General features: G+C 35.6%; 19 protein-coding genes, 1 tRNA gene and 1 pseudogene. 14 read left to right on the plus strand and 7 right to left on the minus strand.

The features are described 5' to 3' along the window. Positions 1-26 precede the first annotated feature (26 nt). From PMOB_RS05470 to PMOB_RS05500, 7 genes and pseudogenes are all read left to right on the plus strand, one after another. A pseudogene (locus PMOB_RS05470) lies at positions 27-383 on the plus strand (MazG nucleotide pyrophosphohydrolase domain-containing protein); the annotation flags it as partial. A 7-nt stretch (positions 384-390) separates the two neighbouring features. After that, positions 391-1,473 (plus strand): DUF933 domain-containing protein, encoded by a 1,083-nt coding sequence (locus tag PMOB_RS05475; RefSeq protein ID WP_012208883.1) that lies wholly within the window; start codon positions 391-393, stop codon positions 1,471-1,473. A 16-nt stretch (positions 1,474-1,489) separates the two neighbouring features. Then, a complete protein-coding gene (galE, locus tag PMOB_RS05480) occupies positions 1,490-2,476 on the plus strand; it encodes a UDP-glucose 4-epimerase GalE (protein ID WP_012208884.1) in 987 nt (328 codons plus the stop codon). Between the two features lie 3 nt (positions 2,477-2,479). Next, positions 2,480-3,001 (plus strand): adenine phosphoribosyltransferase, encoded by a 522-nt coding sequence (locus PMOB_RS05485; RefSeq protein ID WP_012208885.1) that lies wholly within the window; start codon positions 2,480-2,482, stop codon positions 2,999-3,001. Between the two features lie 34 nt (positions 3,002-3,035). Then, positions 3,036-4,409: a glucose-6-phosphate isomerase gene (locus PMOB_RS05490; protein WP_012208886.1), complete on the plus strand. Its 1,374-nt coding sequence runs from the start codon at positions 3,036-3,038 to the stop codon at positions 4,407-4,409. Between the two features lie 3 nt (positions 4,410-4,412). Next, positions 4,413-4,994, plus strand: a complete 582-nt coding sequence (gene coaE, locus PMOB_RS05495; RefSeq protein WP_012208887.1) for a dephospho-CoA kinase — start codon at positions 4,413-4,415, stop codon at positions 4,992-4,994. A gap of 13 nt (positions 4,995-5,007) precedes the next feature. Then, on the plus strand, positions 5,008-6,297 hold the full coding sequence (locus PMOB_RS05500; RefSeq protein ID WP_012208888.1) for an ABC transporter substrate-binding protein: 1,290 nt from the start codon (positions 5,008-5,010) through the stop codon (positions 6,295-6,297). A gap of 207 nt (positions 6,298-6,504) precedes the next feature. Here PMOB_RS05500 and PMOB_RS05505 read toward each other — a convergent pair whose 3' ends face one another. From PMOB_RS05505 to PMOB_RS05535, 7 genes are all read right to left on the minus strand, one after another. Next, entirely contained in the window at positions 6,505-7,176 is a 672-nt protein-coding gene (locus PMOB_RS05505; protein WP_012208889.1) for a M48 family metallopeptidase, read from the minus strand. A gap of 4 nt (positions 7,177-7,180) precedes the next feature. Continuing rightward, complete coding sequence (locus PMOB_RS05510) at positions 7,181-10,384, minus strand: type I restriction endonuclease subunit R (protein ID WP_012208890.1); 3,204 nt, start codon at positions 10,382-10,384, stop codon at positions 7,181-7,183. Continuing rightward, entirely contained in the window at positions 10,368-11,657 is a 1,290-nt protein-coding gene (locus PMOB_RS05515; RefSeq protein WP_012208891.1) for a restriction endonuclease subunit S, read from the minus strand. Before PMOB_RS05515 ends, PMOB_RS05510 begins: the two co-directional genes overlap by 17 nt. After that, positions 11,644-14,091 (minus strand): type I restriction-modification system subunit M, encoded by a 2,448-nt coding sequence (locus tag PMOB_RS05520; RefSeq protein ID WP_012208892.1) that lies wholly within the window; start codon positions 14,089-14,091, stop codon positions 11,644-11,646. Before PMOB_RS05520 ends, PMOB_RS05515 begins: the two co-directional genes overlap by 14 nt. Before the next feature lie 357 nt (positions 14,092-14,448). Continuing rightward, positions 14,449-14,523: transfer RNA gene (locus PMOB_RS05525), tRNA-Ala, on the minus strand. A gap of 34 nt (positions 14,524-14,557) precedes the next feature. After that, the gene (locus PMOB_RS05530; protein WP_012208893.1) at positions 14,558-15,253 is read right to left on the minus strand and encodes an ABC transporter ATP-binding protein; all 696 of its coding nucleotides are present in this window, start codon (positions 15,251-15,253) and stop codon (positions 14,558-14,560) included. Beyond that, positions 15,253-17,805: an ABC transporter permease gene (locus tag PMOB_RS05535; RefSeq protein ID WP_155811067.1), complete on the minus strand. Its 2,553-nt coding sequence runs from the start codon at positions 17,803-17,805 to the stop codon at positions 15,253-15,255. The genes PMOB_RS05530 and PMOB_RS05535 overlap by 1 nt, the downstream gene beginning before the upstream one ends. 332 nt (positions 17,806-18,137) lie before the next feature. On the opposite strand from PMOB_RS05535, the gene PMOB_RS05540 reads away from it, so the two are divergent. The 7 genes from PMOB_RS05540 to PMOB_RS05570 are packed head-to-tail and all read left to right on the plus strand — an operon-like array spanning position 18,138 to position 23,448. After that, the gene (locus tag PMOB_RS05540) at positions 18,138-18,794 is read left to right on the plus strand and encodes a CoA transferase subunit A (protein WP_012208895.1); all 657 of its coding nucleotides are present in this window, start codon (positions 18,138-18,140) and stop codon (positions 18,792-18,794) included. Further along, complete coding sequence (locus PMOB_RS05545; protein WP_012208896.1) at positions 18,791-19,441, plus strand: 3-oxoacid CoA-transferase subunit B; 651 nt, start codon at positions 18,791-18,793, stop codon at positions 19,439-19,441. Before PMOB_RS05540 ends, PMOB_RS05545 begins: the two co-directional genes overlap by 4 nt. A 60-nt stretch (positions 19,442-19,501) precedes the next feature. Further along, positions 19,502-19,885 (plus strand): 3-aminobutyryl-CoA ammonia lyase, encoded by a 384-nt coding sequence (kal, locus tag PMOB_RS05550; RefSeq protein ID WP_012208897.1) that lies wholly within the window; start codon positions 19,502-19,504, stop codon positions 19,883-19,885. 4 nt (positions 19,886-19,889) lie between these two features. Next, a complete protein-coding gene (kce, locus tag PMOB_RS05555; RefSeq protein WP_012208898.1) occupies positions 19,890-20,711 on the plus strand; it encodes a 3-keto-5-aminohexanoate cleavage enzyme in 822 nt (273 codons plus the stop codon). Continuing rightward, a complete protein-coding gene (gene kdd, locus PMOB_RS05560) occupies positions 20,708-21,742 on the plus strand; it encodes an L-erythro-3,5-diaminohexanoate dehydrogenase (protein WP_012208899.1) in 1,035 nt (344 codons plus the stop codon). The genes kce and kdd overlap by 4 nt, the downstream gene beginning before the upstream one ends. Before the next feature lie 13 nt (positions 21,743-21,755). Further along, on the plus strand, positions 21,756-23,066 hold the full coding sequence (gene kamA, locus PMOB_RS05565; RefSeq protein ID WP_012208900.1) for a lysine 2,3-aminomutase: 1,311 nt from the start codon (positions 21,756-21,758) through the stop codon (positions 23,064-23,066). After that, on the plus strand, positions 23,041-23,448 hold the full coding sequence (locus PMOB_RS05570; protein WP_012208901.1) for a MaoC family dehydratase: 408 nt from the start codon (positions 23,041-23,043) through the stop codon (positions 23,446-23,448). Before kamA ends, PMOB_RS05570 begins: the two co-directional genes overlap by 26 nt. The last annotated feature ends 15 nt before the right edge of the window (positions 23,449-23,463 follow it).

The following is a 23,463-nucleotide window of genomic DNA, read 5'->3' on the forward strand; positions in this document are numbered from 1 at the left end:
GATTGAGGGGACCAAAAGGTTGCGATCCTGCACTCTCTTTAGCAAGAAGAATTCAAGAAAATGCTGCTGCGGTAGGGTTTGACTGGGTAGAAGTTAAAGATGTGCTCGATAAAGTAAAAGAAGAAGTGGAAGAACTTAATGAAGCAAAAACCCAAGCAGAAGTAGAAGAAGAGTTTGGGGATTTGTTGTTTGCGCTGGTTAACTTGGCTCGTTTTTTAAAGATAGATCCGGAAGTATCTTTAAGAAAGGCAAGTGAGAAGTTTATAGAACGGTTCACTCAGATGGAAAAAGCGATTGAAAAAGATGGAAAGGAATTTGAAGCTTTAAATTTAGAAGAGTTAGATAAATATTGGGAATTAATTAAAAAAGAGGAAAAGAGGTGAAAATTAGGTGGAAATAGGCATATTCGGCCTTCCGTTAACGGGTAAAACTACTATTTTTTCCCTTTTAACTGATTATAAAATAGAGGATAGTTATAAAAGAGAGGCTATAAAAAGAACGGCAATTATAAAAGATGAAAGAGTTAATTCTCTTGCACGTTTATACAATCCTAAAAAGATTATCTTTGCTAGTTTAGATTTTATCGATATTCCAAGCTATGACCACAAAGGGGACCCTAAAGAAAAAACGAGAATTTTTCAGATGATACAGAATGTTGATGCCTTGCTTTTGGTTATAAGATCGTTTAAAAACCCCTCGGTACCTTGGCCTGAAAATGCTGATAATCCAATAAAACAACTAGAAATTTTGAAAACAGAACTAATTCTCAGAGATTTAGAAATTGTAGAAAATCGATTAGAGAGGCTTGAAACGCAAAAGAAAAAGACAAAATTCTCAGTGACGGAAGAAAACGAAGAAAAAATTTTGTTGAAAATAAAAGAAGTTTTGGAGGATGAGGTTTTCGTTTCGAAGATGGAATTGAGTGAAGAGGATAAAAAATTAGTTGGTTCTTTAGCTTTATTCACTTTAAAACCTATTATCGTATGTGTCAACGTCGATGATGACCAATTTTCAAAAAATAGCTACGAATATAAGGAACAGGTAATTGAAGAATGTAAAAAGCAAAATTTTGCCTACATTGAAATAGACGGAAAAATAGAAGTAGAAATAAACGAGCTTGAGGACGAAGAAGAAAAAAGACTATTCTTAGAAGATTTATCAATTAAAGAACCTGGTGTTGAAAGATTAGCAAAAATTGTGTATAATCATGTTGGACTAATTTCTTTCTTCACCGTCGGAAAAGACGAGGTAAGAGCTTGGACGGTAAAAAAAGGTAGTACAATGAAGGAAGCCGCTGGAAAAATACATTCTGATTTCGAGAAGAACTTCATTCGTGCAGAGGTTATGAAATATGAGGACCTAATTAAATACGGAAGCGAAGAAAAAGTGAAAGAACAGGGACTTTGGAGGCTGGCGGGAAAAGATGAAATATTGGAAGATGGTGAAATATTAAACATTAGAGCTAGCACTTGATTTGAGGGGTGACCTAATGATACTTGTTACAGGAGGAGCTGGGTACATAGGTTCTCATTTGGTGAAAAGGCTGCAAGATCAAAATAAAGAAGTAGTAGTTTTTGATAACTTCGAAAAAGGCCATAGGTGGGCTGTTAAAGATGTACAAGTCGTTGAAGGAGATCTTAGAAACGAAAAAGACATTGATTACGCTTTTGAAAATTACAAAATAGACGAGGTATATCATTTCGCGGCTTTTTCATTAGTTGGTGAATCCATGACAGAACCTAATAAATATTTTAATAACAATATTTGTGGAACATTGAACCTTTTAAAAAACATGCAAAAACATAAATGTAGATACATAGTTTTTTCTTCTACCGCAGCTGTTTATGGAGAACCAGAAAAAGTCCCCATCACTGAAAATCAACCTAAGAATCCTACGAACATCTATGGTCAATCAAAATTAATGATTGAAGATATTCTCAATTGGTATTCTAAACTTGATATTATAAGGTATGTAGCTTTAAGATATTTCAACGCCGCTGGGGCGTATTATGATGGTAGTATAGGCGAAGCCCACGAACCTGAAACTCACTTGATCCCATTAGTTCTTGAAACAGCTTTAGGGAAAAGAGACCAACTGTACGTTTATGGCAATGATTACCCAACCAAGGACGGAACAGCCGTTAGAGACTATATCCATGTAATGGATTTGATAGATGCCCATATTTTAGCTATGAAATGGATGAAGGAAAATGAAAAATCTGACGTTTTTAATTTAGGTAATGGTCAAGGATTTACCGTTTTAGAGGTTATTAAAACAGCTGAAAAAGTAACTTCAAAAAAAATAAATTACGAAGTAGTAGAAAGAAGGCCTGGTGATCCTGCTGTTTTAATAGCTTCCTCAAAGAAAGCAGAGGAAGTTTTAAACTGGCACCCTCAAAATAAAGAATTAGAAAAGATAATATCTGATGCATGGAAATGGCATAAAAATAAAGACAAAAATGTTTTAGGAGGATAACTCATGGAGATAGTAGACCTAAAAAAATGGATAAGAGATATACCAGATTTTCCAGAAAAAGGAGTTATATTTAGAGATATCACACCACTTTTGAAAAACCCTGAAGTTTTTAAGTATTCGGTCGAAAAAATCGCTGAATTGATAAAAGAGTGGGATTTCGATTGTATCGTATCCCCCGAGTCAAGGGGGTTTATATTTGCTACACCTTTAGCTTACCTCATGAATAAAGAATTCGTTCCCATAAGAAAACCAGGAAAACTGCCTTACAAAACCTATTCGATCTCTTATGAACTGGAATATGGTCAAACATCCCTGGAAATGCATGTTGACGCGATAGATAAAGGAGAAAAGGTGATAGTCGTTGATGATGTGTTAGCCACCGGAGGTACTACAAAAGCGATAAAAGAATTAGTAGACAGAGCCGGAGGCAAAACCGTTGGAGTTGTCTGCCTTGCTGAATTAACCTATCTAAATCCAAGAGAAAATTTAAAAGATTTGGAAATTGCCAGCTTGATACGATATTGAAAGTTTAATTTAAACGTAAGAAGGGGGAAAAAAGATGAATGGTATAAAATTTGATTTTTCAAATGTTTTCCATCCCAATATTGAAAATGGCTTAACGGAAGAAGAAATAAACGACCAAGGCAATAGAGTTCAAGATATTGTGGAAACGATAATACAAAACAATCCTGGCTTTTTAAATCTGCCCTTCACAAGGGTTTACATAGATAGAGTTTTGGATTTAAAAACGTGGATACAAAGTTTTGAAAGTGTAGTAGTTTTAGGCATAGGTGGTTCTGCATTAGGAAATCAGGCGCTGCAAACAGCCCTTAATCCATTGCATTATAACGCTTTATCTAAAGAAATAAGAAAAACCCCTAAGATTTTCATCCTTGATAATGTTGACCCCGATTTTATAGCATCAGTTTTGGACCAAATCGATCCAAAGACTACCTTGTTCAATGTTATTTCAAAATCTGGAACAACAGCAGAAGCCATGGCAAATTATCTGGTTGCAAGAGGAATAATCGAAGGATACGGATTAGATCCAAAAAAACACTTCCTATTCACCACCGATCCTGAAAAAGGTATATTAAAGAAAATAGCCGAAGAAGAAGGAATCAAAACCTTGGATATACCTCCTTCAATTGGCGGTAGATTCAGCGTTTTAACCCCTGTTGGCTTATTATCAGCTTTGGCAAGTGGAATAGATATAATTGATCTATACAACGGTGCAAAAGAAATGCACAAAAGGGTTACCAATCCAAATATTTGGGAAAATCCTGCGGCTTTTAACGCCTTAGTGCATTATCTATATTACCAGAAAGGTTACAATATTTCCGTAATGATGTCCTACTCAAACAAATTGTTTCTACTAGCTGATTGGTACAGACAATTATGGGCAGAAAGCCTTGGAAAAAAATACAATTTAAAAGGTGAAGTAGTCAACGTTGGGCAAACTCCAATAAAAGCATTAGGCACAACAGACCAACATTCCCAAGTTCAACTATACAACGAAGGTCCATACGATAAGGTAATCACTTTCATACAACTAGAAAATTTTGAACGAAACATAAAAATCCCTAATATACACTGTGACCTTCCCGAGCTATCATATCTGGGAGGTAAAAATCTTTCAGCCCTTTTGAATACAGAATTAGCTGGTACGGAATACGCTTTAACAGAAAACAATAGACCAAATCTAAAAGTTATTTTCCCTCAGATCAATCCCTTCAATGTGGGACAATTCATATTCGCATATGAATTTCAAACAGCAGTAATGGGAAATCTTTTAGATATAAACCCTTATGACCAACCAGGCGTCGAATTAGGTAAAAAGGTTACTTATGCTTTGATGGGCAGGAAAGGGTACGAAGATTTTAACATCGAAGTAGAAAACAAACTTAAAAACAAAAAACAGGTGACGATGTAAAAAATGGTAATAGGAATTACAGGCCCGGCTGGATCTGGAAAAAGCACTATATCAAAGATAATAAAAACAATATACAAAGATAAGGCATCCATAATCGATGTGGATAGGTTAGGACACGAGGTCTTAACCTATTTTTTTATCAAAGAGAAATTGAAAGAAAATTTTGGAGAAGAAATATTCGATGATGATAACAATATTTCTAGATCAAAACTTGGCGAAATAGTTTTTTCAAATCAAGAAAAGTTAGAATTATTGAATCAGATAGTCCATCCAGAAATTCTTAATAAAACTGAACAAATACTGAAAGAAATTTCAAATAAAAATGATATAATAATCATAGATGCAGCTTTGCTTTTCAAAATAGGATTGGACAAATTATGCGATAAAATTATCTACGTAGATGCCCCAGAAGAATTACGTATTGAAAGGCTGTCAGAAAAACGTGGTATCCCCTTGGAGAAGGCAAAAAACATCGTCAAATCCCAAGAACACATAAACTCTAAGCGTTGTGATTTCAAAATATTGAATATTGGTAATTTTGACCAATTGTACAAAGAAACAGAAAAAATTATCCAAAACTTATGAGGAGGTGTTCGGAATGAAGAAAGTTGTTTCTATTCTTTTCACGGTTTTACTTGTTTCTTTTGCTTTTTCTCAAGTCGAGATAGAGTTTTGGCATGGCATGGGAGGACAGCTGGGAGAAACTCTGAATTCCTTAGTCGATACTTTTAATAGGGAAAACCCAGATGTTCATGTGTCAGCCATATATGTGGGAAACTACAGTGCATTAAACCAAAAGTTACTTTCTACGATCACCGCTTATTCCCAAGGAAGTACCACAGACCTTCCAACTTTATCTCAAGCTTATGGAAACTGGACCGCAATGTACCTGTTTTCTGATGTAGTGCAACCACTCAACGGATATATTGAAAAGGATCCTGAGTTTAAAGAAGCTTGGGATAATCAGATATTCCCTGTTCTAAAGGATTTAGTTACATGGGGAGACACAGTATATGGAATCCCATTTAACAAATCTGTTTATGTTTATTATTATAACCCTGATCTATTTGACTTATTTGGAATCGATCCCCCAAAAACTATGGATGAATTATGGGAAGTAAGTGAACTTTTAACAATGGATTTAGACATGGATGGAGAAACGGATCAATATGGATTAGGTGCGAGAAACTTTATCGACGATTTTCAAATATTCTTATATGCATATAACGCAACATTTTTAGAATACGTCGGCGATGGCAAATACAGAGTTGTTTTACCTGAAGAAGAAACAAAAGAAGTTTTAACATTCATAAAGAACCTGAAAGATTCTGGATACGCTTTGTTCCAAAACGCATATTTGGATCCCCAGTTTGGCTCTGGAGAAATAGCCGCATACATGGGAACGGTTGCAGGTTTAACTTATGCTGAACAATCGTCCAGAGGAAAACACGGTGTTGCTTGGGCTCCATTACCTTCTGTAGATGGTGTCCCTCACTCTCCTATAGCTGGAACTGATGTGATAATGTTTAACTGGGTAAGCCAAGAGCAAAAAGACGCAGCTTGGAGATTCTTGAAATTTTTGATGGATCCCGTTAACGTTGCATACTGGTCTATAAATACTGGATATGTTCCAATAAGAAGAGATGTTGAAGAGGTTCCACAGTGGCAAGCCTATACAGCAACAGATGATAAGCCAAGTATTGCACTTAACGAATTAGAAACCGCTATCCCAGATCCAAAACCAGCTGCATGGAACGATATAAGAAATGATATCAGTACATTATTTGCTAACTTCCTAAACGATATGGCAACTGTAGATGAGACATACGATGCCATCGTGAATACTTTAGAAACAGGATTAAAGGAGACAGGCGAATACGCTGAATAATAAGTAATAATTATCAAAACCCCAGGTAAAACCAAAACCTGGGGTTTTATTTTGGGTGGTATTTACTGAACGATTGAAATTCTTAAATTTCTATCTGCTCTTCAAAGTTCAAGGCAATAGCACCGTAGCGACAAAAAGAGCGATGAGTCAGACAAGGTCAGAACTAAGTGCCATAGAGTGCCCAAGCCCGCCTAATTTGATTTCCTGTTATAACCTCAACAAATAGGAGTTCTTTTTTAGCCAGTCCTCATATTTTTCATAGTCTGGCATCAACATTTTAACCTTATTCCAGAAGGATTTTGAGTGGTTTTTTTCTTCCAAATGAACAAGTTCATGAATAACAACGTAATCTATCACGGGCAAAGGGGCCATGATAAGCCGCCATGAGAAATTTAAATTTCCATTGGAAGAAGAGGAACCCCACCTTTTTTGTGCATTGGTAATGTTAACTTTGCTATATTTAAAACCTCTTTGCTGCGCGTACCATCTAACTCTCTCAGAAATTTTTTCGTAAGCCATCTTCTTGTACCATTCAATAAATACTTCTTTAGCTTGTGATAATGAATTTCTCGAAAGATAGAATTCGTTTTCAAATTTCAGCGGTACTTCTTCGTTATCCACTATTTTTAATTTGTGATATCTCCCCAGATAGAGAAAGCCTTCTCCATTAACAAACTCTTTCGGAGAAAATTTCGGATCTCTCGCCTCTATTTCTCTTTTCTTTTCTTCGATCCATCTTTTATGTTTATGAACGACCCCCATAATTGTTTTATTATTTGCATTAAAAGGAGCCCGTACAATTAACGTAGCATCATCTGTTATCTGCAAAGCGATTGTTCTTCTTTTTGTCCGTATTATTTTTTCGATCTCAATATCCATAAAATCACTTCCCATAAATGTGATAAGCAAGTTCCATCAACTTCTGGGCTATTTCATTTCTTTTTCCAAATATCACTTTGTTCTCCTCTGCTAAATACGGAGCAGGATTTTCCCTTAACACATACTCTTCGTTTCGGGATTGGGAATAAGAAGAGAGTAACCTGGATATCAAAAAAGATTTTAATATCTTTTGCCTGGTGTAGTTCTCCCAGAAGTCAACCACTTGACTCTCTCTTCTTACGATTTCAATCACATCCTTGGTTAAACTAACTAAAAAGTCAATATCTTTATCGCTCAGTGTTTCGATAGGTTTTACACCGTATATTTCTTGTTTTATCAGTCCGAAAAATGGCATCTCTTTTTTTGGTTCAAAACCAAAGGTCTCTTCTGCTTCTCTTCCTTTTTTTATAGCTTCTCTAAACTTTTTAAGCTCGATGGCAAGATTGTCCCAGTTATCTTTGTATTCTTCAAGGATTCTCCTTAACCTATCAGAAAACCTCTCGTAAAACTCAGGGTCTTCTTCATAGTGCTTTTCAATGTGTTCTACAATGGCATACCTAAGTTCTTCAGCTCTCGCTTTGCTCGATTTTTTCTTTTCTAATTTATTGATGAATTTATCTTCAAGAAGAGGAGTTGGTGGTATTTTTGGATCAACACCTTTTGATATTAGATACTCTTCAACAATCTCCCTTATCTTTCTACTTGCATCCTTGATGCTTAACTTGTCGTCCCTATACCTGTTCCTTGCGGACTCTTTTATGAAATTGAGAATCTTTAGATCCGTGACGTATTTTAGAGCATCTGGGTCAGGAAGCACAGCATCCATTGCGCTATTAAAGCTTCTTATAAGCATTATAAATTCATTTCTCACCTCTTCATCAACAAGAAGATCTATGCATTCATCTATGTTATCTCTCCAGTTTTCAATCTCATACTTTTTAAAAAAATCTTCGATAAGGCTATGGATAAATTTTAAATCATCAATGCTTTTGGCTTTATCCTTAACAACTTGCGTGATCTCTTCAATATCTTCATCGGCATAAATGGCAAGAGATTCTCTTAAATGCTTTAAAACTCCAACATAATCCACAATAAAACCACAACTCTTGTTTTTGTAAACTCTGTTCACTCTGGCAATTGCTTGTAATAAGTTGTGTTCTTTAATTACATTATCTAAATACATAACCTGTTCAATAGGGGCATCAAATCCAGTAATAAGCATACTCTGAACAACTAAAATACCAACATCACCAGAAATGCCTCCATCATCAGTTTTATCAAAGGGAAACTTGAAGCTCTTTATTATCTTTTCATGCTCGTTTGTGTCGGTGTAAGGCTGGTACTCTGGAGGATCATTAGCCAATCCAGAAATAACCACGCCAACTTTTAATTTCTCAAGCTGATTTATATCTATTTTACTCAGAGTATTCTTTTTTAATTCCTCTATTTTTTCCTTCAATGCATTCTCAAGGGCTTTTTTATATCTTATTGCAGCAAGCCTTGAAACAGTTACAACCTGAGCCTTAAATCCATTTGGAAAGACATGGGCAACGTAGTGATTTATCATATCCTTCGCCTTGTCCATTATCACATTCTCATCTTCAAGATAAGCCTGCCATGTGTATCTCCCCATAATCTTGGCTTTCTGATCTGCATCAATCATGGAGAAAACATCCTCAAACTTTGCATTTGCAGCTTCTTCATCAGAAAGTTCTGCGGTGTGTGATCTACCTTCATAAACGATTTCCACGGTTACACCATCATCAACCGCTTGTCTTATACTGTATTTATCTATGTACTCACCAAAAGTTTTTTCAGTTTTTTCAATTGGTGTGCCTGTGAAGGCTATTTTTAGAGCATTTGGGAGGGCTTTTCTCAGATTGGCCCCCAGGAATTTGTATTGTGTTCTGTGTGCTTCGTCTATCATGATAAGAATGTTCGGGGATGTATTTAACAGAGGAAATTCTATTTTAAGTTCTCTTTCTTGAAATTTGTGAATCATGCCCATAACAAGGTCTGGAGTGTCAGTCTTTAAAAGGTTCTGTAACTCTTTTATACTCCCAGCAGGATGGACCGTAAAGCCAACACTTTTTGATGTTTCTTTTAATTGTCTTTCTAGATCTTTTCTGTCTGTTATAAAAATAACCTTGAAGTTGCCAAATTCAGGGTTATGATACATTTCTCTAACAGTAAACATCATGGTTAATGATTTTCCAGAGCCCTGGGTATGCCAGATAATTCCCCCTCTTTCTTCAGGGGTTTTCCCTTCTTTTATCTTTTTTACGATCTTCTTAACTGCTCTGAACTGCTGGTATCTTGCCACAACCTTTATAACACCGCCCTTAGAATCCTCTTTGAAAATGGTAAACGTATGGAGAAGATCTAAGATGTTGCCCTTTGCTAGCATTCCCTGAACTAAAACCTGTTGACTAGTTACACTTCTCTCAGGATTTATGTCTGATAGAGTGTAAGGGTACGGATCTTTCCATTCGACAAAATGTTCATATTCTGCAGTTATAGTACCATACTTTGCAGTTTGATTAGATGTAGCAATCGTAAAGAGATTATACCAGAAGAGTTTTTCATTCCCCTCTTTTTCTCCCCTTCTGTTGGAGTATCTCCTAAGCTGGGTTATCGCCTCTGTAATTGGGTCTGCAATGGCTGGAGATTTACATTCCACGACCACCAAAGGCAAACCATTTACAAAAAGAACAATATCGGGTATTATATGCTTCTCAGTCCCTGGTATATTTACCTTAAACTGGGAAATTGCAATAAATGAGTTATTTTCTGGGTTTCTAAAATCTATAAATCTGACAGTTGGACTTTTTTCTCCTGTTTTCCTGTTCTCTGATACAGAAGTATTTTCAAGTAACAAATCGTGAATTTCCTTGTTCGCCTCCAGAAGAAAGTTTGCTGAAGGCGTTTTTATCCTTCTTACAACTTCATTTATCTGGTCTTCTTCCATCCATGGATTTATTCTTTTGATTGAACTTATGAGTTCCTCTTCGAGAATTACCTCTCCAAATGTTTCCCTGAATTTTATGCTTTCACTATAGTCAGGTTCAGAGGATGAGTTAAAAGATTTGATTTCTTTTACATCTTCAGGGTTATCCTTATTCTGTCTATAAACTTTCCAGCCCAACCTCAGAAGCTGAGCGAGGAAAGGATTTTCTACATAATGTTCTTCATCAAGTCTGCGATACATTTTCAACACCTTCAATTAAATGATTAACTCTGACTTTACCTGTAAGCAAATCCTCCATCAACCCCTGCTTTATTCGTTCAAGTTTTTCTTTGTATCTTTGCTCCTTCTCTATGGTCTCGTCTATCTGGGAGAGGATGGAAGCAATGCGATGTTGTTCGGGGAGGGACGGCAAAGGGATTAATATATTTCTTATTTGAGTTAAATTAACTCTTGGTCTTGTTGTTCCAATTATATAGGCATTTAATTGTTTCCTGCAAATGCTGTAATTTAGTATATAAGAGATAAATTCTTTATTTGCAAATTTTGGACTTACCCTGATTCTTACAACATCGGCAACTACAATCCCATACTTGTATTTCTCAGGAACTATGCACGCTTTTCCTACAGGCATTCCTAATTTTGCTAAAACTATATCCCCTTCCTCGAATGAATGGTATGATAATGCTTTTGCTTTCTTTTCAGTGATGAACTTAATATCTTTATCTATAAATTTATTTTCATCTACATTTTGTAATCTCAGGATTGGTATTCCTATTTCTTTATAGTCTTCAACCTTTAGACTAGATCCAAATGGTCCAGCAACAATTAAACTTGGATTATTACCTAGACCTTTGATAAGTTCCACTACTTCCCACTCCTCTGGTATCCTTCCAAGTGGCGAGTCTTTGAATCTGTGCGTCCCCTCGCTTCTGATTTGCCCGTTTTCGTCTATTCCTTTTGTTAGCAAATCCTGCATCAACCCTTGCTTTATGCGTTTATATTTCTCTATAATTTTGTCGGTCTTTTCTATGGCATTATCAACGGTTTTTATAATTTCTGCGATTTTGCACTGTGCAAAATAATTGGCAGGATGAACTAATTTTATCCCTCTTACTACGTTATTCATTAACTTAGGATTCCCAATATAAGAGACATATTTCTTTAAAACGTTAGAAAGTAAATAAGCAAAGTATTTTGAACAGACTTCTTTATTTCTTGCCTCCAGAGTACCACAAACATTTGTACAGTTGAATCTTCCATTGCGATAAAAAACAGTTCCCGCATTAGCTCCATCTGTTGTCCAAGTTATATATTCACCTTCAAAATCATATGTATTTATTTTTCCCAGTTCGCCTTTATTCTTTGTTTGAGAAGAAAATACTGGATATATCCCTTCTTTATTTTTTATTTCTTCTTCACTAATAACCCTCCCTCTTCCATCTATAAACAAATCCTTAACTGACGAAATTTTCCACCCTTCTGGCAGTTTTTCCATTTCTTTAACTTCTGCCATTGTAATACCCCAACCTTTCTAAAAACTCGTCCAGTTTTTTAACTTCTGTTTCTCTTTCTTCTGTCAGCTCTATCAAAGAAACCTTATACTTATCCCACAAGTTTTCAAAAATCTTTATTATTTCTTTTTTCTCTGCATTCAGATATTTTTCAAGTTGCGTATCAATAAGTTCATAAAATTTCTTCAGAAGTAACTCCTTTACTTCTTGCTCGCACAATGATTCTCTTTTTTGTATTGTCTTATTCTCAATCTCTTTTTCTTTATCTTTTAGTTGTTTATTAACTTCCTTTAACTTCTTCTCTTTCTGCTTAATCCCAGAGAGCAATTTCTGCCATTTTGCAGCTTCTTTAAATACTGACGCGCTTTTGTTTGCTCTTAAATCCTTAACAATTTCTTCTAAGTACTTTTTAACCTTATTAGCCGTTTTATTACCCTGTTCCTCTTCATCCCAGTCCTCAACCTCTTCTAAAAGCTCGTTTAGTTCGTCGTCAATCTCTGCTACTTTGCTTTCCAACTTTTCGATCTCTTCCATTTCTGCCCTGAAAAATTTCTCTTTTATCATTTCATCTTCAATCAGATTTTTGCTCCAACCAGTAGAAACTATGGTTTTAAAATCATACATGAGATCTTCCCACCAGTTCACAAATATGCCAGAAATCTTAAACTCATCAAGTAAACCAAGCTGTCGAAATCTCTCCTTTAGCAGTTTCATAGTTCTATTCCTGAAGTCCCAGAGATTGTTATTTCCATGAAACCGCTCAATCTCAGGTGTTACTTTATCCCACCATTCTTGTAGTTTTTCTCTGTGCTTTGAGATGGTGACCCTTACATTATCATCGCTCTCAATGATTTCTCTAAGCTTGCTTTTTTCCTCAATATTGTCATTAAACTCCAAATAATTTTTATCTTTTTCTTTCAGAAGACGGTTAAGGGAAAGGTCAAAACTTTGGAATAGTTCCTTATAAAGTTCAACCTCCCTCTTTGGAACACCACAAACAAGATGAGCATGAACATCCTCAATCTCAGGGTCTGGAGAATTGTCCAAATACCTTCTGATGTTCAGATTAAAATCATTATCTTCAATCTCCATAATATCTACGATTCTCGAGTATTTTGGTATATCCTTTTTCTCGTCGAACACCGTTACAATCTTCTCGATGTCTTCTGGTCTTAGATAATTCTGATTCCGCCCCTCTCCGTATTCCCTGTCTGCATTGATGAATAAAATTTTATCTTTCATATGTTCTGGTTTGTTTTTATTGATAACTATCACGCATGCTGGAATACCTACATTGTAAAAGAGTTTGGAGGGTAAACCAATAATAGCCTCAATTAAATTATCTCTCACTATACCTTCTCTAATGACCTTTTCCTGTCCACCTCTGAACAATACACCATGAGGCATGACAGTTGCCATAACGCCATTATCATTTAAGCTGGCAATCATATGTTGCAAAAACATTAAATCTGCTTTCTTGCCTGTCTCCGGAGTAAAACCATACTTAAATCTTTCCTGGAACTGCATGTTTGTACGAGTATAATTCTGAGAAAATGGAGGATTGGCTAGAACCCTATCAAAATGCCTTATGTATCCATTTTCTACAAACATAGGGGTTGTTAAAGTATCTTCATTTTCTATATGCGCATCTGAAATCCCGTGGAGAATCATATTCATCTTACATATAGACCATGTCAATCCGTTCAGCTCCTGCCCATAAAGAGCTATGTTTATGGGATCCTGCCCCTGCTCTTCAATATAATGTCTTGATTCTATAAGGAATCCCCCCGAGCCAACTGTAGGATCATAGATTGTCATGCCTTCTTGTGGTTTAACAAGTCTGACCATTAGTTTCTTTACGTATGTAGGGGTGTAAAATTCACCGCCCTTTTTACCTGCAGAGTCGGCAAATTCTTTAAGAAGATACTCGTATGCAGCACCAAGCAAATCCGGAAACTCAAAATCCTCGTTTGTAAGTCTATATTTATTAAAATGGTGAATCAGGTCAATGAGTTGTTGGCTTTTAAGACGAGTTTTCCCTTTTATGGCATTGAAATCAATATACTTTAAAACACCATCCAATTCACGGTTTGCCTCTTCTAATGCAGCTAATGCTTTATTTAAGTGGTTCCCTACATCTTCCTTCAAGGTAAGAATATTTCGCCATCTTGCTTTTTCGGGAACAAAGAAGGTATCCCAATATAAATCAGGATCTTCCAAAAGTTCATTAATCTGTTCATCGGTAAAACTCTGAGCTTTGAATTTGTTTCTTAATTTTTCCTTACTTACTTCAAAAACATCCGAAGCACGTTTTAAAAAGAGCATACCAAAAATATATTCCTTATACTCAGAGGCATCCATGTTCCCCCTAAGAATATCTGCAGCTTTAAAAAGATGCGTTTCAAGCTGTCTAATGGTTATCTTTCCATTATTCATAGTATCATCCTTCATATATTATGCATTCTATATCTTAAACCCTTCTAAGATGGGTTTGGGCATATTATATAACGTTTTAGGGATAAAAGAAGTTAACAAAGGCAATTCTGACAAAGGTTCATAGCACCGTAGCCTTTTATCCGTTTCTTTAACAGCCTCAAGTTTAGACTTTACCAGCTTTGAAAGGAGAAAACCGAATCTGATAGAAAGAGTAATAGTGAAAATGCAACTTTTCCTCCTCATATCTCGGCAATATAAGGAATTTCACTAACATTTCGGCTTATGAGAAGTTTTTTCGACAGAAGGGAGAAAAATTTGGGAAATTTAGGCGCCGAGGGTGAGGCGGCTAATTCAATATGGTGGAGTTGATGGGATTCGAACCCACGACCTTTGCCTTGCGAAGGCAACGCGCTCCCGCTGCGCTACAACCCCTTCTTTTTATATTATATCAAAATTCATGAAAGAATTAAATTTCTTGTATAATTCCATCTCTAATTTGGATAATTCTATCGGCTCTTTTTGCAATATTCAAATCATGGGTAACTACTACAAGTGTAGTTCCATTTTCTTTTCTTATCCCTTCCAAAAGTTCTATTATTATTTCACCATTTTCACTGTCAAGATTTCCAGTTGGTTCGTCAGCCCATATAACCTCTGGAGAATGTATTATAGCCCTTGCAATAGCAACTCTTTGTTGTTCACCACCGGATAGTTCATATGGGAATCTTTCTACTTTATTATCAAGCTTAACTTTCTTTAAAACTTCATATGCTTTTTCTTTTGAGGTCTTGTTCTTTTCTCCTAAGATCAACAAAGGCAATTGGACATTTTCTAAAACCGTCAAAACTGGAATAAGATTAAAAAATTGAAACACAAAACCCATGTTTTTGGCTCTGAAGGAAGTCCGTTCTTCTTCTTTCAAATTTTGGAATGGAACCCCTTTAAAGTAAATCTCTCCGCTGGTAGGATTATCAATTGCAGAAAGGCAATTAAGCAATGTCGTTTTACCTGAACCTGAAGGCCCTAATATACCAATAAATTCACCCTTTTTTATAGTTAAGGTAACGTTCTTTAAAGCTTCTACTTTTATTCTTTTGTCGTTGTACACTTTGTACAATTCAATTGCTTTTATCAAAGCGCTATTTTTGCTCTCAACTTCCATTATCCAATCTCCCTCAAACTGTCTGCTGGTGTGATTTTAGTTATTAAAAACGAAGGTATCATCAAGGTTAGAAAAGTGATTAAATACACCATTCCAATTATTCCCACTACATTCAACAAAGGAAAATAAAAATCAACATTTCCTAAAAATTGAAAGATGGCGAAAATAATATCCTTCGCGACTAGGTAACCTCCAACAAGACCAATGAAAGCTCCTACGGAAACAATGCTGAAATTTTCAATGAGAAGCCCCTTGGTTATATCTTTTGAGCTTGAACCGATTGCTCTTAGAGTTCCGATTATTCTTTGGCGAATTATGCATGATCTTACAGAGTACAGTGCCAGTCCTGAAAATCCACTAATCAATCCAAGATAAAGCATTCCAGTTGCTAGAGAAATTATACCATCTATCCCATTATAAATAGTCTGTAATTCCTCTTCTATAAAAATAGGATAATCAAAAGTTGACATATATTTCTGCTTGACTTCGTCAATATTTTCTTTAGGCACATTCCCTAAAAGTATATCGACACTTTTTACGCTATTAGGTTTGGATACTATACTTGCTACATATTTTACAGGAATTGTAATATCTTTTAAGTTAAAAAAACCAACGACATCGTAAGAAACATTAGATACTCCACCTAAGGGTGTAATGGAGGAAAGATTACCCTTCACGTACTCTGGAATTTGTTCTTCATCACTAAATTTTCCATAAAGAACGGTATTTTTACTTTTCAGTTCCTCTCTCCAATCTGTTACTGATTCCGATGGAATTATCGCCGATTCAAGAAAAGTATCGTCTACAAAAGCTATGATCTGTGAATCGAGAATGGCAATTTGAACCTTTGTTGGCTTTTCTATCCCTTCATAAACAGCTATATCATCAGAAAAAAATAGGTTTTTTATAGGATTTGATACAACCAAAAAATTATATCCAAATAATCCTTCTTGCATAGAAGTATCAACAAACCTAACCAAATTCGCTGGTATGGAAGAAATAACAATCAAACCAAAAATAATTATACCAAACATTAAAGAAAGCATTAAAACTCTAACTGGGAATCTTTCAACATACGAAAATCCCAAAAGAAAAGGAACACTCTTCTTTGAGGAAAACACTTTAGAAAACCTTTTTAAAATTGGAATTATAGAAGTAAAAAAAAGAACAACGATGAAACCGAATAAAAAAGATCTTTGAAAAATAAAATTAAAAGATAATGCTCCCGAAGAGAGAGAAAAAAATGTTTTACTAAGGATCATAAGAAAAACGGATAACCCAACATTAAACAAGGGGTTTTTGAATACAAATACTAATCCCACTGAAATCAAAATTAATGCCAGAATTTCAAACTCATTTGCAAAGGACATTAAAAGAACACCAGATATAATAAAAAGAAGAGAAAACCATCCGTTAATACCATGAGGCACATATGCCTCCACATCTTTTTTCAAGGATTCTACAGGAGAGTTGTTGGAAATTTGTAACCCTTTAATCATAAAAATGATCAATGGTATTACAATACCTATTAAAAAACCAAATATTATTGTTCTAACACTTAATTCATAAGGAACGACTGTAAAACTTCCCAAAGTTTCGAAAGTTAGACCTGATGCAATTTCACCAAGTTGATTTAATAGAACAGCTCCTATTTTCGCCCCCAAAATAACTCCTATTGCTGAAGATATCCCAAAATATAACAAAGCTTCCATAAAGAAAAGAAGTAAGATCTTAAATCTTTTAAAACCTAAAATTCTTAAAATACCTACCGTTTTTTCTTGCTCGTTTGCAAAATTGTTCCCGAAAACAATAACTAATATTAAACCCGCCAATATTGAAAAAGAACTAAAGGCAAAAACAATATATCCCAGAATTTCATTTACTGGGGAATTCAAAAAATCTTCTTTTATATTATTAATCTCTAAATTTGAAGGAAGGGAAATATTGGAAATATCAACATTTTCGGATTCAACAAAATCCACATACGCCTTTGAAGGATAAACTGTATTACCTTTGAAATCCAACACATTAACAAAAACCGATCCCGGATATTGCGCCATCTCTCCTCGGTAATTCAAAAAACCTTTCTCACCAACATGGGAAACCTCTAAATTCTTTGAACCCCCTGGCATATGAATTACAATGGTTTCTCCTTCATTAACTCCAATTTCGTTAGCTATCTCTTGAGAGACAACTACTTTACCTGGACTTAAATCAATATTTTGACCTATAAAGTTCGAAAGATCTTCTCCTTCAACCGCAACAACCAAAACTTCCAAAAAACGTCCATTATTTTCTATTCTTCCGAAACTTTCTGAAGCCGGTAAAATGTTTTTTACTTGGGGATTGCTTTTTAGATCATCTAATATCATTTGTGACAAGGGAAAAGAGAGAAATAGTGATGTCCTGTTATTAACAACAAAGGCATCTGCTTGACCAAAATTAACCTCAAGCTGAGTTTTTCTATAAGAAACTATCGAATCATTAAGTGAAAGAGAAGAAACAGTTAACAAAGAAGGAATGATAGCCCCCAAAACTAACAAAATGCTCACTTGCCATCTCTTTAAAAAATTGCGAAAGGCAAATTTCCAAAAAAACACTAAACCATCTCCCAAAATGCTTTATTCAGTGCATAGTGTTATTTTATCAAATTACTTTCAAAAATACTATAGTTTTACAAAAAATATATCAAAATCGATTACATAATAAAATGAGTTTGTGAGCTCAATAAAGTTCTCTATTAATCTCAATCTCTTCGAATTCTTTTATGTCACATCTTTACATACAAAAATGTAAAAAAAGAGGTAAAATATTACATGTATAAAAAAGTTAAGAAATTTTTTGATAAAAGTATAACAAAAACATTACAGAAGGGGTGAGTGAATTGAAAATCGTCAGCCCACAAGAAGCAATTTCCTTCATTTCTGAAGGAACTACCTTAATGATAGGGGGGTTTTTGGGCGTTGGAACACCAGAAACTTTGATAGACGAACTAATAAATAAAAGGAAAAGTAACTTAACAGTTATATGCAACGATACTTCTTTTGAAGACAAGGGTATCGGTAGATTAATTGCTAGCAAACTCGTAAAAAAAGTGATAACCTCCCATATTGGAACGAACAAAGAAACTCAAAGACAATGTATAGAAAACGAGTTGGAAGTTGAGTTTGTCCCTCAAGGCACATTAATAGAACAAATTAGAGCTGGGGGGGCTGGGCTTGGAGGCATATTAACTCCAACCGGGATAGGAACTATAAGAGAAAAAAATAAACAACTCATTGAGATAGAGGGGAAAAAATATATTCTTGAAAAAGCTCTTAGAGGAAGAGTAGCGCTTGTTAAATCCAGTAAAGCCGATCATCTTGGAAATTTACAATGTTCATTCACCGCAAGAAACTTTAACCCGGTTATGGCCCTAGCTTGTGACATCGTTATTGCCGAAGTAGATGAACTTGTTCCAACAGGTAGTATATGTCCTGATGAAATTCATATTCCTGGAGCTATTGTTGATTACGTTGTTATAAGGAGTGAAAAAAGATGAATGAAAAAGAAAGGATCGCTAAAAGGGTAGCAAAAGAATTGAAACCAGGAAATATTGTCAACTTAGGAATCGGTTTGCCGACTTTGGTATCTAACTTTGTGTCTAAAGATGCTGAAATATTTTTCCAAGGAGAAAACGGGATTCTCGGAATAGCTTCAGAGATTCCTGAAGAAATATCTAACCCCAACTTAATCAATGCAGGCGGAAAATATGTGGATATAATACCCGGTGCAATGATATTTGATTCTGCTTTTTCTTTTGCGTTAATTAGAGGAGGTCATATAGATGTAACGGTTCTTGGAGCTTTTCAAGTTGATCAGGAAGGACACCTAGCAAACTGGATGGTCCCCGGAAAAGTTATCGCTGGCATGGGTGGAGCAATGGACTTAGTTACCGGTGCAAAAAAGGTAATAATAGCTATGACACACACCTCAAAAGGTACACCTAAAATAATTAAAAAGTGTTCTTTACCTTTAACCTCAATCAGAAGGGTTGATTTGATAGTAACCGAGTTTTCTGTCATTGAACCAACTGATAATGGGTTATTATTAAAAGAGATTTCCCCTGACATTACTTTAGAAGAATTAAAGGAAATAACTGAAGCAGAACTAATAGTTCCAGACGACTTAAAACTTATGGAATTCTAACTATAGGGAAAACCAAGCTTGAAACCTTTATATTCAATATTTCAAAGGGGGGAACAATAAATGGAAAAAGCGATTATACGCGTAAGAATGGGTTTGCAAGACGCTCATTATGGAGGTAACCTAGTAGATGGAGCAAAAATCCTACAATTATTTGGAGATGTTGCAACAGAGTTGCTCATAAAACATGATGGTGATGAAGGTTTATTTAAAGCATACGATAATGTAGAATTTATCTCTCCCGTTTATGCAGGGGATTATATCGAAGCAGAAGGAGAGATAACAAAGGTTGGAAATACCTCTAGAACTATGAGTTTTGAAGCTAGAAAGGTTATAACAAAGAGAACCGATATATCAGATTCGGCTGCGGATTACCTTGAAAAACCCATAATAGTTTGTAAGGCGAGCGGTACATGTGTAGTTCCAAAAGATAAAAAAAGGAAGTGAAAAAATGGAAAAGTTAATTATCACTGCAGCCTTAACAGGAGCCGAAGTAACTAGGGAACAACAACCTGCCTTGCCGATGTCTCCTCAAGAAATAGCCCAAGCAGCTTACGATTGTTATTTAGCTGGTGCTTCTATCGTTCATGTCCATGCAAGAGATCAAAAAGGAAATCCAACTCAATCTATATATGTATATAAAGAGATTAAAGAAGAGATAGAAAGTAGATGTAACATCATCTTTCAACCCTCTACAGGCGGGGCTGTTTATCACACTTTTGAAGAAAGAAGACAGCCATTAGAACTAAACCCAGAGATGGCTACTCTATCGGCCGGAACAACAAACTTTGGAAAAGATATTTTTCTAAACACGGAGGAATACATCGAAAAATTTGCTCACGAGATGAAACAGAGAAAAATCAAGCCAGAGATAGAGGTATTTGAAAGGGGACATATAAATAACGCTCTAAGGATAGAAAAAAAAGGCTTAATAGACAGACCAATTCACTTTGATTTTGTAATGGGTGTTCCAGGGGCGATACCTGGTGAAATTGATGACCTTATATATCTTGTAAGTCATATCCCACCAAATAGTACCTGGACGGTGGCGGGAATAGGGAAGTATGAACTATCACTTGCGGTTCATGCCATATTGATGGGTGGGCATGTAAGGGTAGGATTCGAAGATAACATATACTTTAAAAAAGGAGAACTTGCCAAATCTAATGCCCAATTAGTCGAAAGAATAGCCAAAATATCTATAGAATTAGGTAGAGAAGTTGCTGGACCTGAAGAAGCCCGAAAAATATTAAACATTGGAGGTGAAGGATGAAAAAAGGTTGTCCATTCGGCTCTCATAGAGTTATCGAACCAAAAGGGTTGTTGCCTCAAGCCGCAAACAAAATAGATAACTCACCAGAAATATATTCAAATGAGATATTAATAGATGTACTAACCTTAAATATAGATTCCGCAAGTTTTACCCAGATAAAAGAATCATGTAAAAATGATGTTGAGAAAATAAAAGAGCGAATTATAGAAATAGTAAACGAAAAAGGAAAGATGCAAAATCCCGTTACCGGTTCCGGGGGAATGCTTATAGGGATAGTAGAAAAAATTGGTTCAGATTTTCCACACAAAGATTTAAAAGTTGGAGACAAAATTGCCACCCTTGTTTCCCTATCAGCCACACCTCTAAAAATTAACAAAATAAAAAAAATAAAATTGGAAAATGAACAGGTAGATATACAAGGTAAAGCCATATTATTTGAAAGCGCAATTTATGCTATTTTACCAACAGATATCCCAGAAAAATTAGCCTTATCGGCTTTGGATGTTGCTGGAGCTCCTGCTCAAACATCTAAATTAGTTAAAAAAGGGGACACAGTTTGCATCATTGGCGGTGGAGGAAAATCAGGAATACTATGCTCTTACCAAGCAATGAAAATTACTAGAGAAAAAGGGAAAGTTATAGTTGTCGAATATTCTGGAGAAAATGCAAAAAGGATAAAAGAGTTGAATTTAGCAGATGAATTGATAATTGCAGATGCAACCAAACCAATTGAAGTATATCAAAAAGTATTGGAAAAAAACAATGGGAAACTTTGCGATGTAACGATTAACAACGTGAACGTCCCTAATACCGAAATGTCATCGATTTTAATAACGAAAGATGAAGGCGTGGTCTATTTTTTTTCTATGGCAACATCTTTTACCAAGGCAGCCTTGGGAGCAGAAGGAGTTGGAAAGGATTTAACCATGATCATAGGAAATGGTTACACAAAGGGTCATGCGGATTTAACCCTTCAAATATTGAGAGAGTCAAGTGAAATAAGATCTTTGTTTGAAAAATTATATGCATGAGGAGGACTCATTTATGAATATCCCTAGAAATTACAAGGAGATACCCTTATGGAAAGATGTGACCGAAGAAGAATGGAAAGATTGGCATTGGCAACTCAGAAACAGAATTACAGATGTCGAAAAATTAAGGCAGATAATCAATTTAACCCCTGAAGAGGAACAAGGGATTAAAAACACTTTAAAAACTTTGAGAATGGCTATTACACCCTATTTTGCTACTCTAATGGATCCTGATAACCCCAAATGTCCGATTAGAAGGCAAGCCGTACCCAGCTCAAAAGAATTGATAAAGGGCCCATGGGACCAAATAGATCCACTCCATGAAGATGCAGATTCGCCCGCACCCGGGCTTACTCATAGATATCCCGACAGAGTGCTATTTTTAATAACTGATATGTGCTCGATGTACTGCAGGCATTGCACTAGAAGAAGGTTCGCCGGTCAGACAGATTCCAACAGAAAAAGGAACGAGATCGATGCCTCACTTCAATACATACGAGATACCCCTCAAGTTAGAGACGTACTTTTATCCGGTGGGGATGCCTTAATGGCTGGAATACCTATTCTAGAATATATATTAAGTGAGTTGAAGAAAATACCCCATGTGGAGGTAGTAAGAATAGGGACGAGAGTTCCCGTGGTATTCCCTCAACTAATTACAGATAATTTAGTTAACGTACTCAAAAAATACCATCCTTTATGGCTCAACACTCAGTTCAATCATCCAAAAGAAATAACCCCGGAATCTGCTGAAGCTTGCCGAAAACTAGCCGATGCTGGGATCCCACTTGGAAACCAATCAGTACTGCTAAGGGGGGTGAACGACAGCAAATATATTATTATGGAATTAGTGCATGAATTGGTGAAAATACGGGTGAGGCCATACTACTTATACCAATGTGATTTATCGCAAGGTATAGAACATTTCAGAACATCGGTATCAAAAGGTATAGAGATTATGGAATCCCTTATTGGCCATACATCCGGATTTGCCATACCTGAGTTCGTCGTAGATGCACCAGGGGGTGGGGGAAAGATTAGAATAATGCCAAACTATTTGATATCACAAAACAAGGATACTGTAATCTTAAGAAATTACGAAGGTGTGATATCAACCTACCACGAGCCCAAAGATACAACCACTGACGTTGATGATTCACTTTACAGAGAAAAATATGAGTGGTTTGGGGTGGCAAGACTATTCGATGATAAAGAAAAATTAAGCTTGGAACCTGATCTTTTAGAAAGACATGAAAGAGTAAAAAAACGCAAGAAATATGAAGAACTAGGGGGTAAAAATGAAATACGAAGAGATAAAAATTAATCAAGCTTATGAAACGGATAAAAAAATAACCGCCAACATGGTAGAATCTTTTGCAGAGATAACAGGCGATAAAAACCCTATTCATTTAGACGAAGAATTTGCATCTCACACCTTATTCAAAAAAAGAATAGTTCATGGAATGTTGAGCGTGAGTATAATATCGTCCATTCTTGGCATGGAGTTCCCAGGTCCAGGAACTATATATATGAAGCAAGAGGTAAAATTCTTAAAACCCATATACATCGATGAAAAAATAACGGTTAAAATAACTGTGAAGGACAAAATAGAGGAAAAATTCAGATTAGTACTTGCAACACAAATAATAAAAGAGGATGGATCTTTGGGGATAGATGGTGAAGCTTTGGTATTATTCAAAAGCTGAATATTGTAAAGGGAG

The sequence above is a fragment of the Petrotoga mobilis SJ95 genome (assembly GCF_000018605.1).
GTDB classification, from domain to species: Bacteria; Thermotogota; Thermotogae; order Petrotogales; family Petrotogaceae; genus Petrotoga; species Petrotoga mobilis.

Coding starts and splice junctions, on each gene's coding strand:
- galE (WP_012208884.1), top strand. CDS start 1,490: ATGATACTTGTTACAGGAGGAGCTGGGTACATAGGTTCTCATTTGGTG.
- PMOB_RS05485 (WP_012208885.1), top strand. CDS start 2,480: ATGGAGATAGTAGACCTAAAAAAATGGATAAGAGATATACCAGATTTT.
- PMOB_RS05490 (WP_012208886.1), top strand. CDS start 3,036: ATGAATGGTATAAAATTTGATTTTTCAAATGTTTTCCATCCCAATATT.
- coaE (WP_012208887.1), top strand. CDS start 4,413: ATGGTAATAGGAATTACAGGCCCGGCTGGATCTGGAAAAAGCACTATA.
- PMOB_RS05500 (WP_012208888.1), top strand. CDS start 5,008: ATGAAGAAAGTTGTTTCTATTCTTTTCACGGTTTTACTTGTTTCTTTT.
- PMOB_RS05505 (WP_012208889.1), bottom strand. CDS start 7,176: ATGGATATTGAGATCGAAAAAATAATACGGACAAAAAGAAGAACAATC.
- PMOB_RS05510 (WP_012208890.1), bottom strand. CDS start 10,384: ATGTATCGCAGACTTGATGAAGAACATTATGTAGAAAATCCTTTCCTC.
- PMOB_RS05515 (WP_012208891.1), bottom strand. CDS start 11,657: ATGGCAGAAGTTAAAGAAATGGAAAAACTGCCAGAAGGGTGGAAAATT.
- PMOB_RS05520 (WP_012208892.1), bottom strand. CDS start 14,091: ATGAATAATGGAAAGATAACCATTAGACAGCTTGAAACGCATCTTTTT.
- PMOB_RS05530 (WP_012208893.1), bottom strand. CDS start 15,253: ATGGAAGTTGAGAGCAAAAATAGCGCTTTGATAAAAGCAATTGAATTG.
- PMOB_RS05545 (WP_012208896.1), top strand. CDS start 18,791: ATGAATGAAAAAGAAAGGATCGCTAAAAGGGTAGCAAAAGAATTGAAA.
- kal (WP_012208897.1), top strand. CDS start 19,502: ATGGAAAAAGCGATTATACGCGTAAGAATGGGTTTGCAAGACGCTCAT.
- kce (WP_012208898.1), top strand. CDS start 19,890: ATGGAAAAGTTAATTATCACTGCAGCCTTAACAGGAGCCGAAGTAACT.
- kdd (WP_012208899.1), top strand. CDS start 20,708: ATGAAAAAAGGTTGTCCATTCGGCTCTCATAGAGTTATCGAACCAAAA.
- kamA (WP_012208900.1), top strand. CDS start 21,756: ATGAATATCCCTAGAAATTACAAGGAGATACCCTTATGGAAAGATGTG.
- PMOB_RS05570 (WP_012208901.1), top strand. CDS start 23,041: ATGAAATACGAAGAGATAAAAATTAATCAAGCTTATGAAACGGATAAA.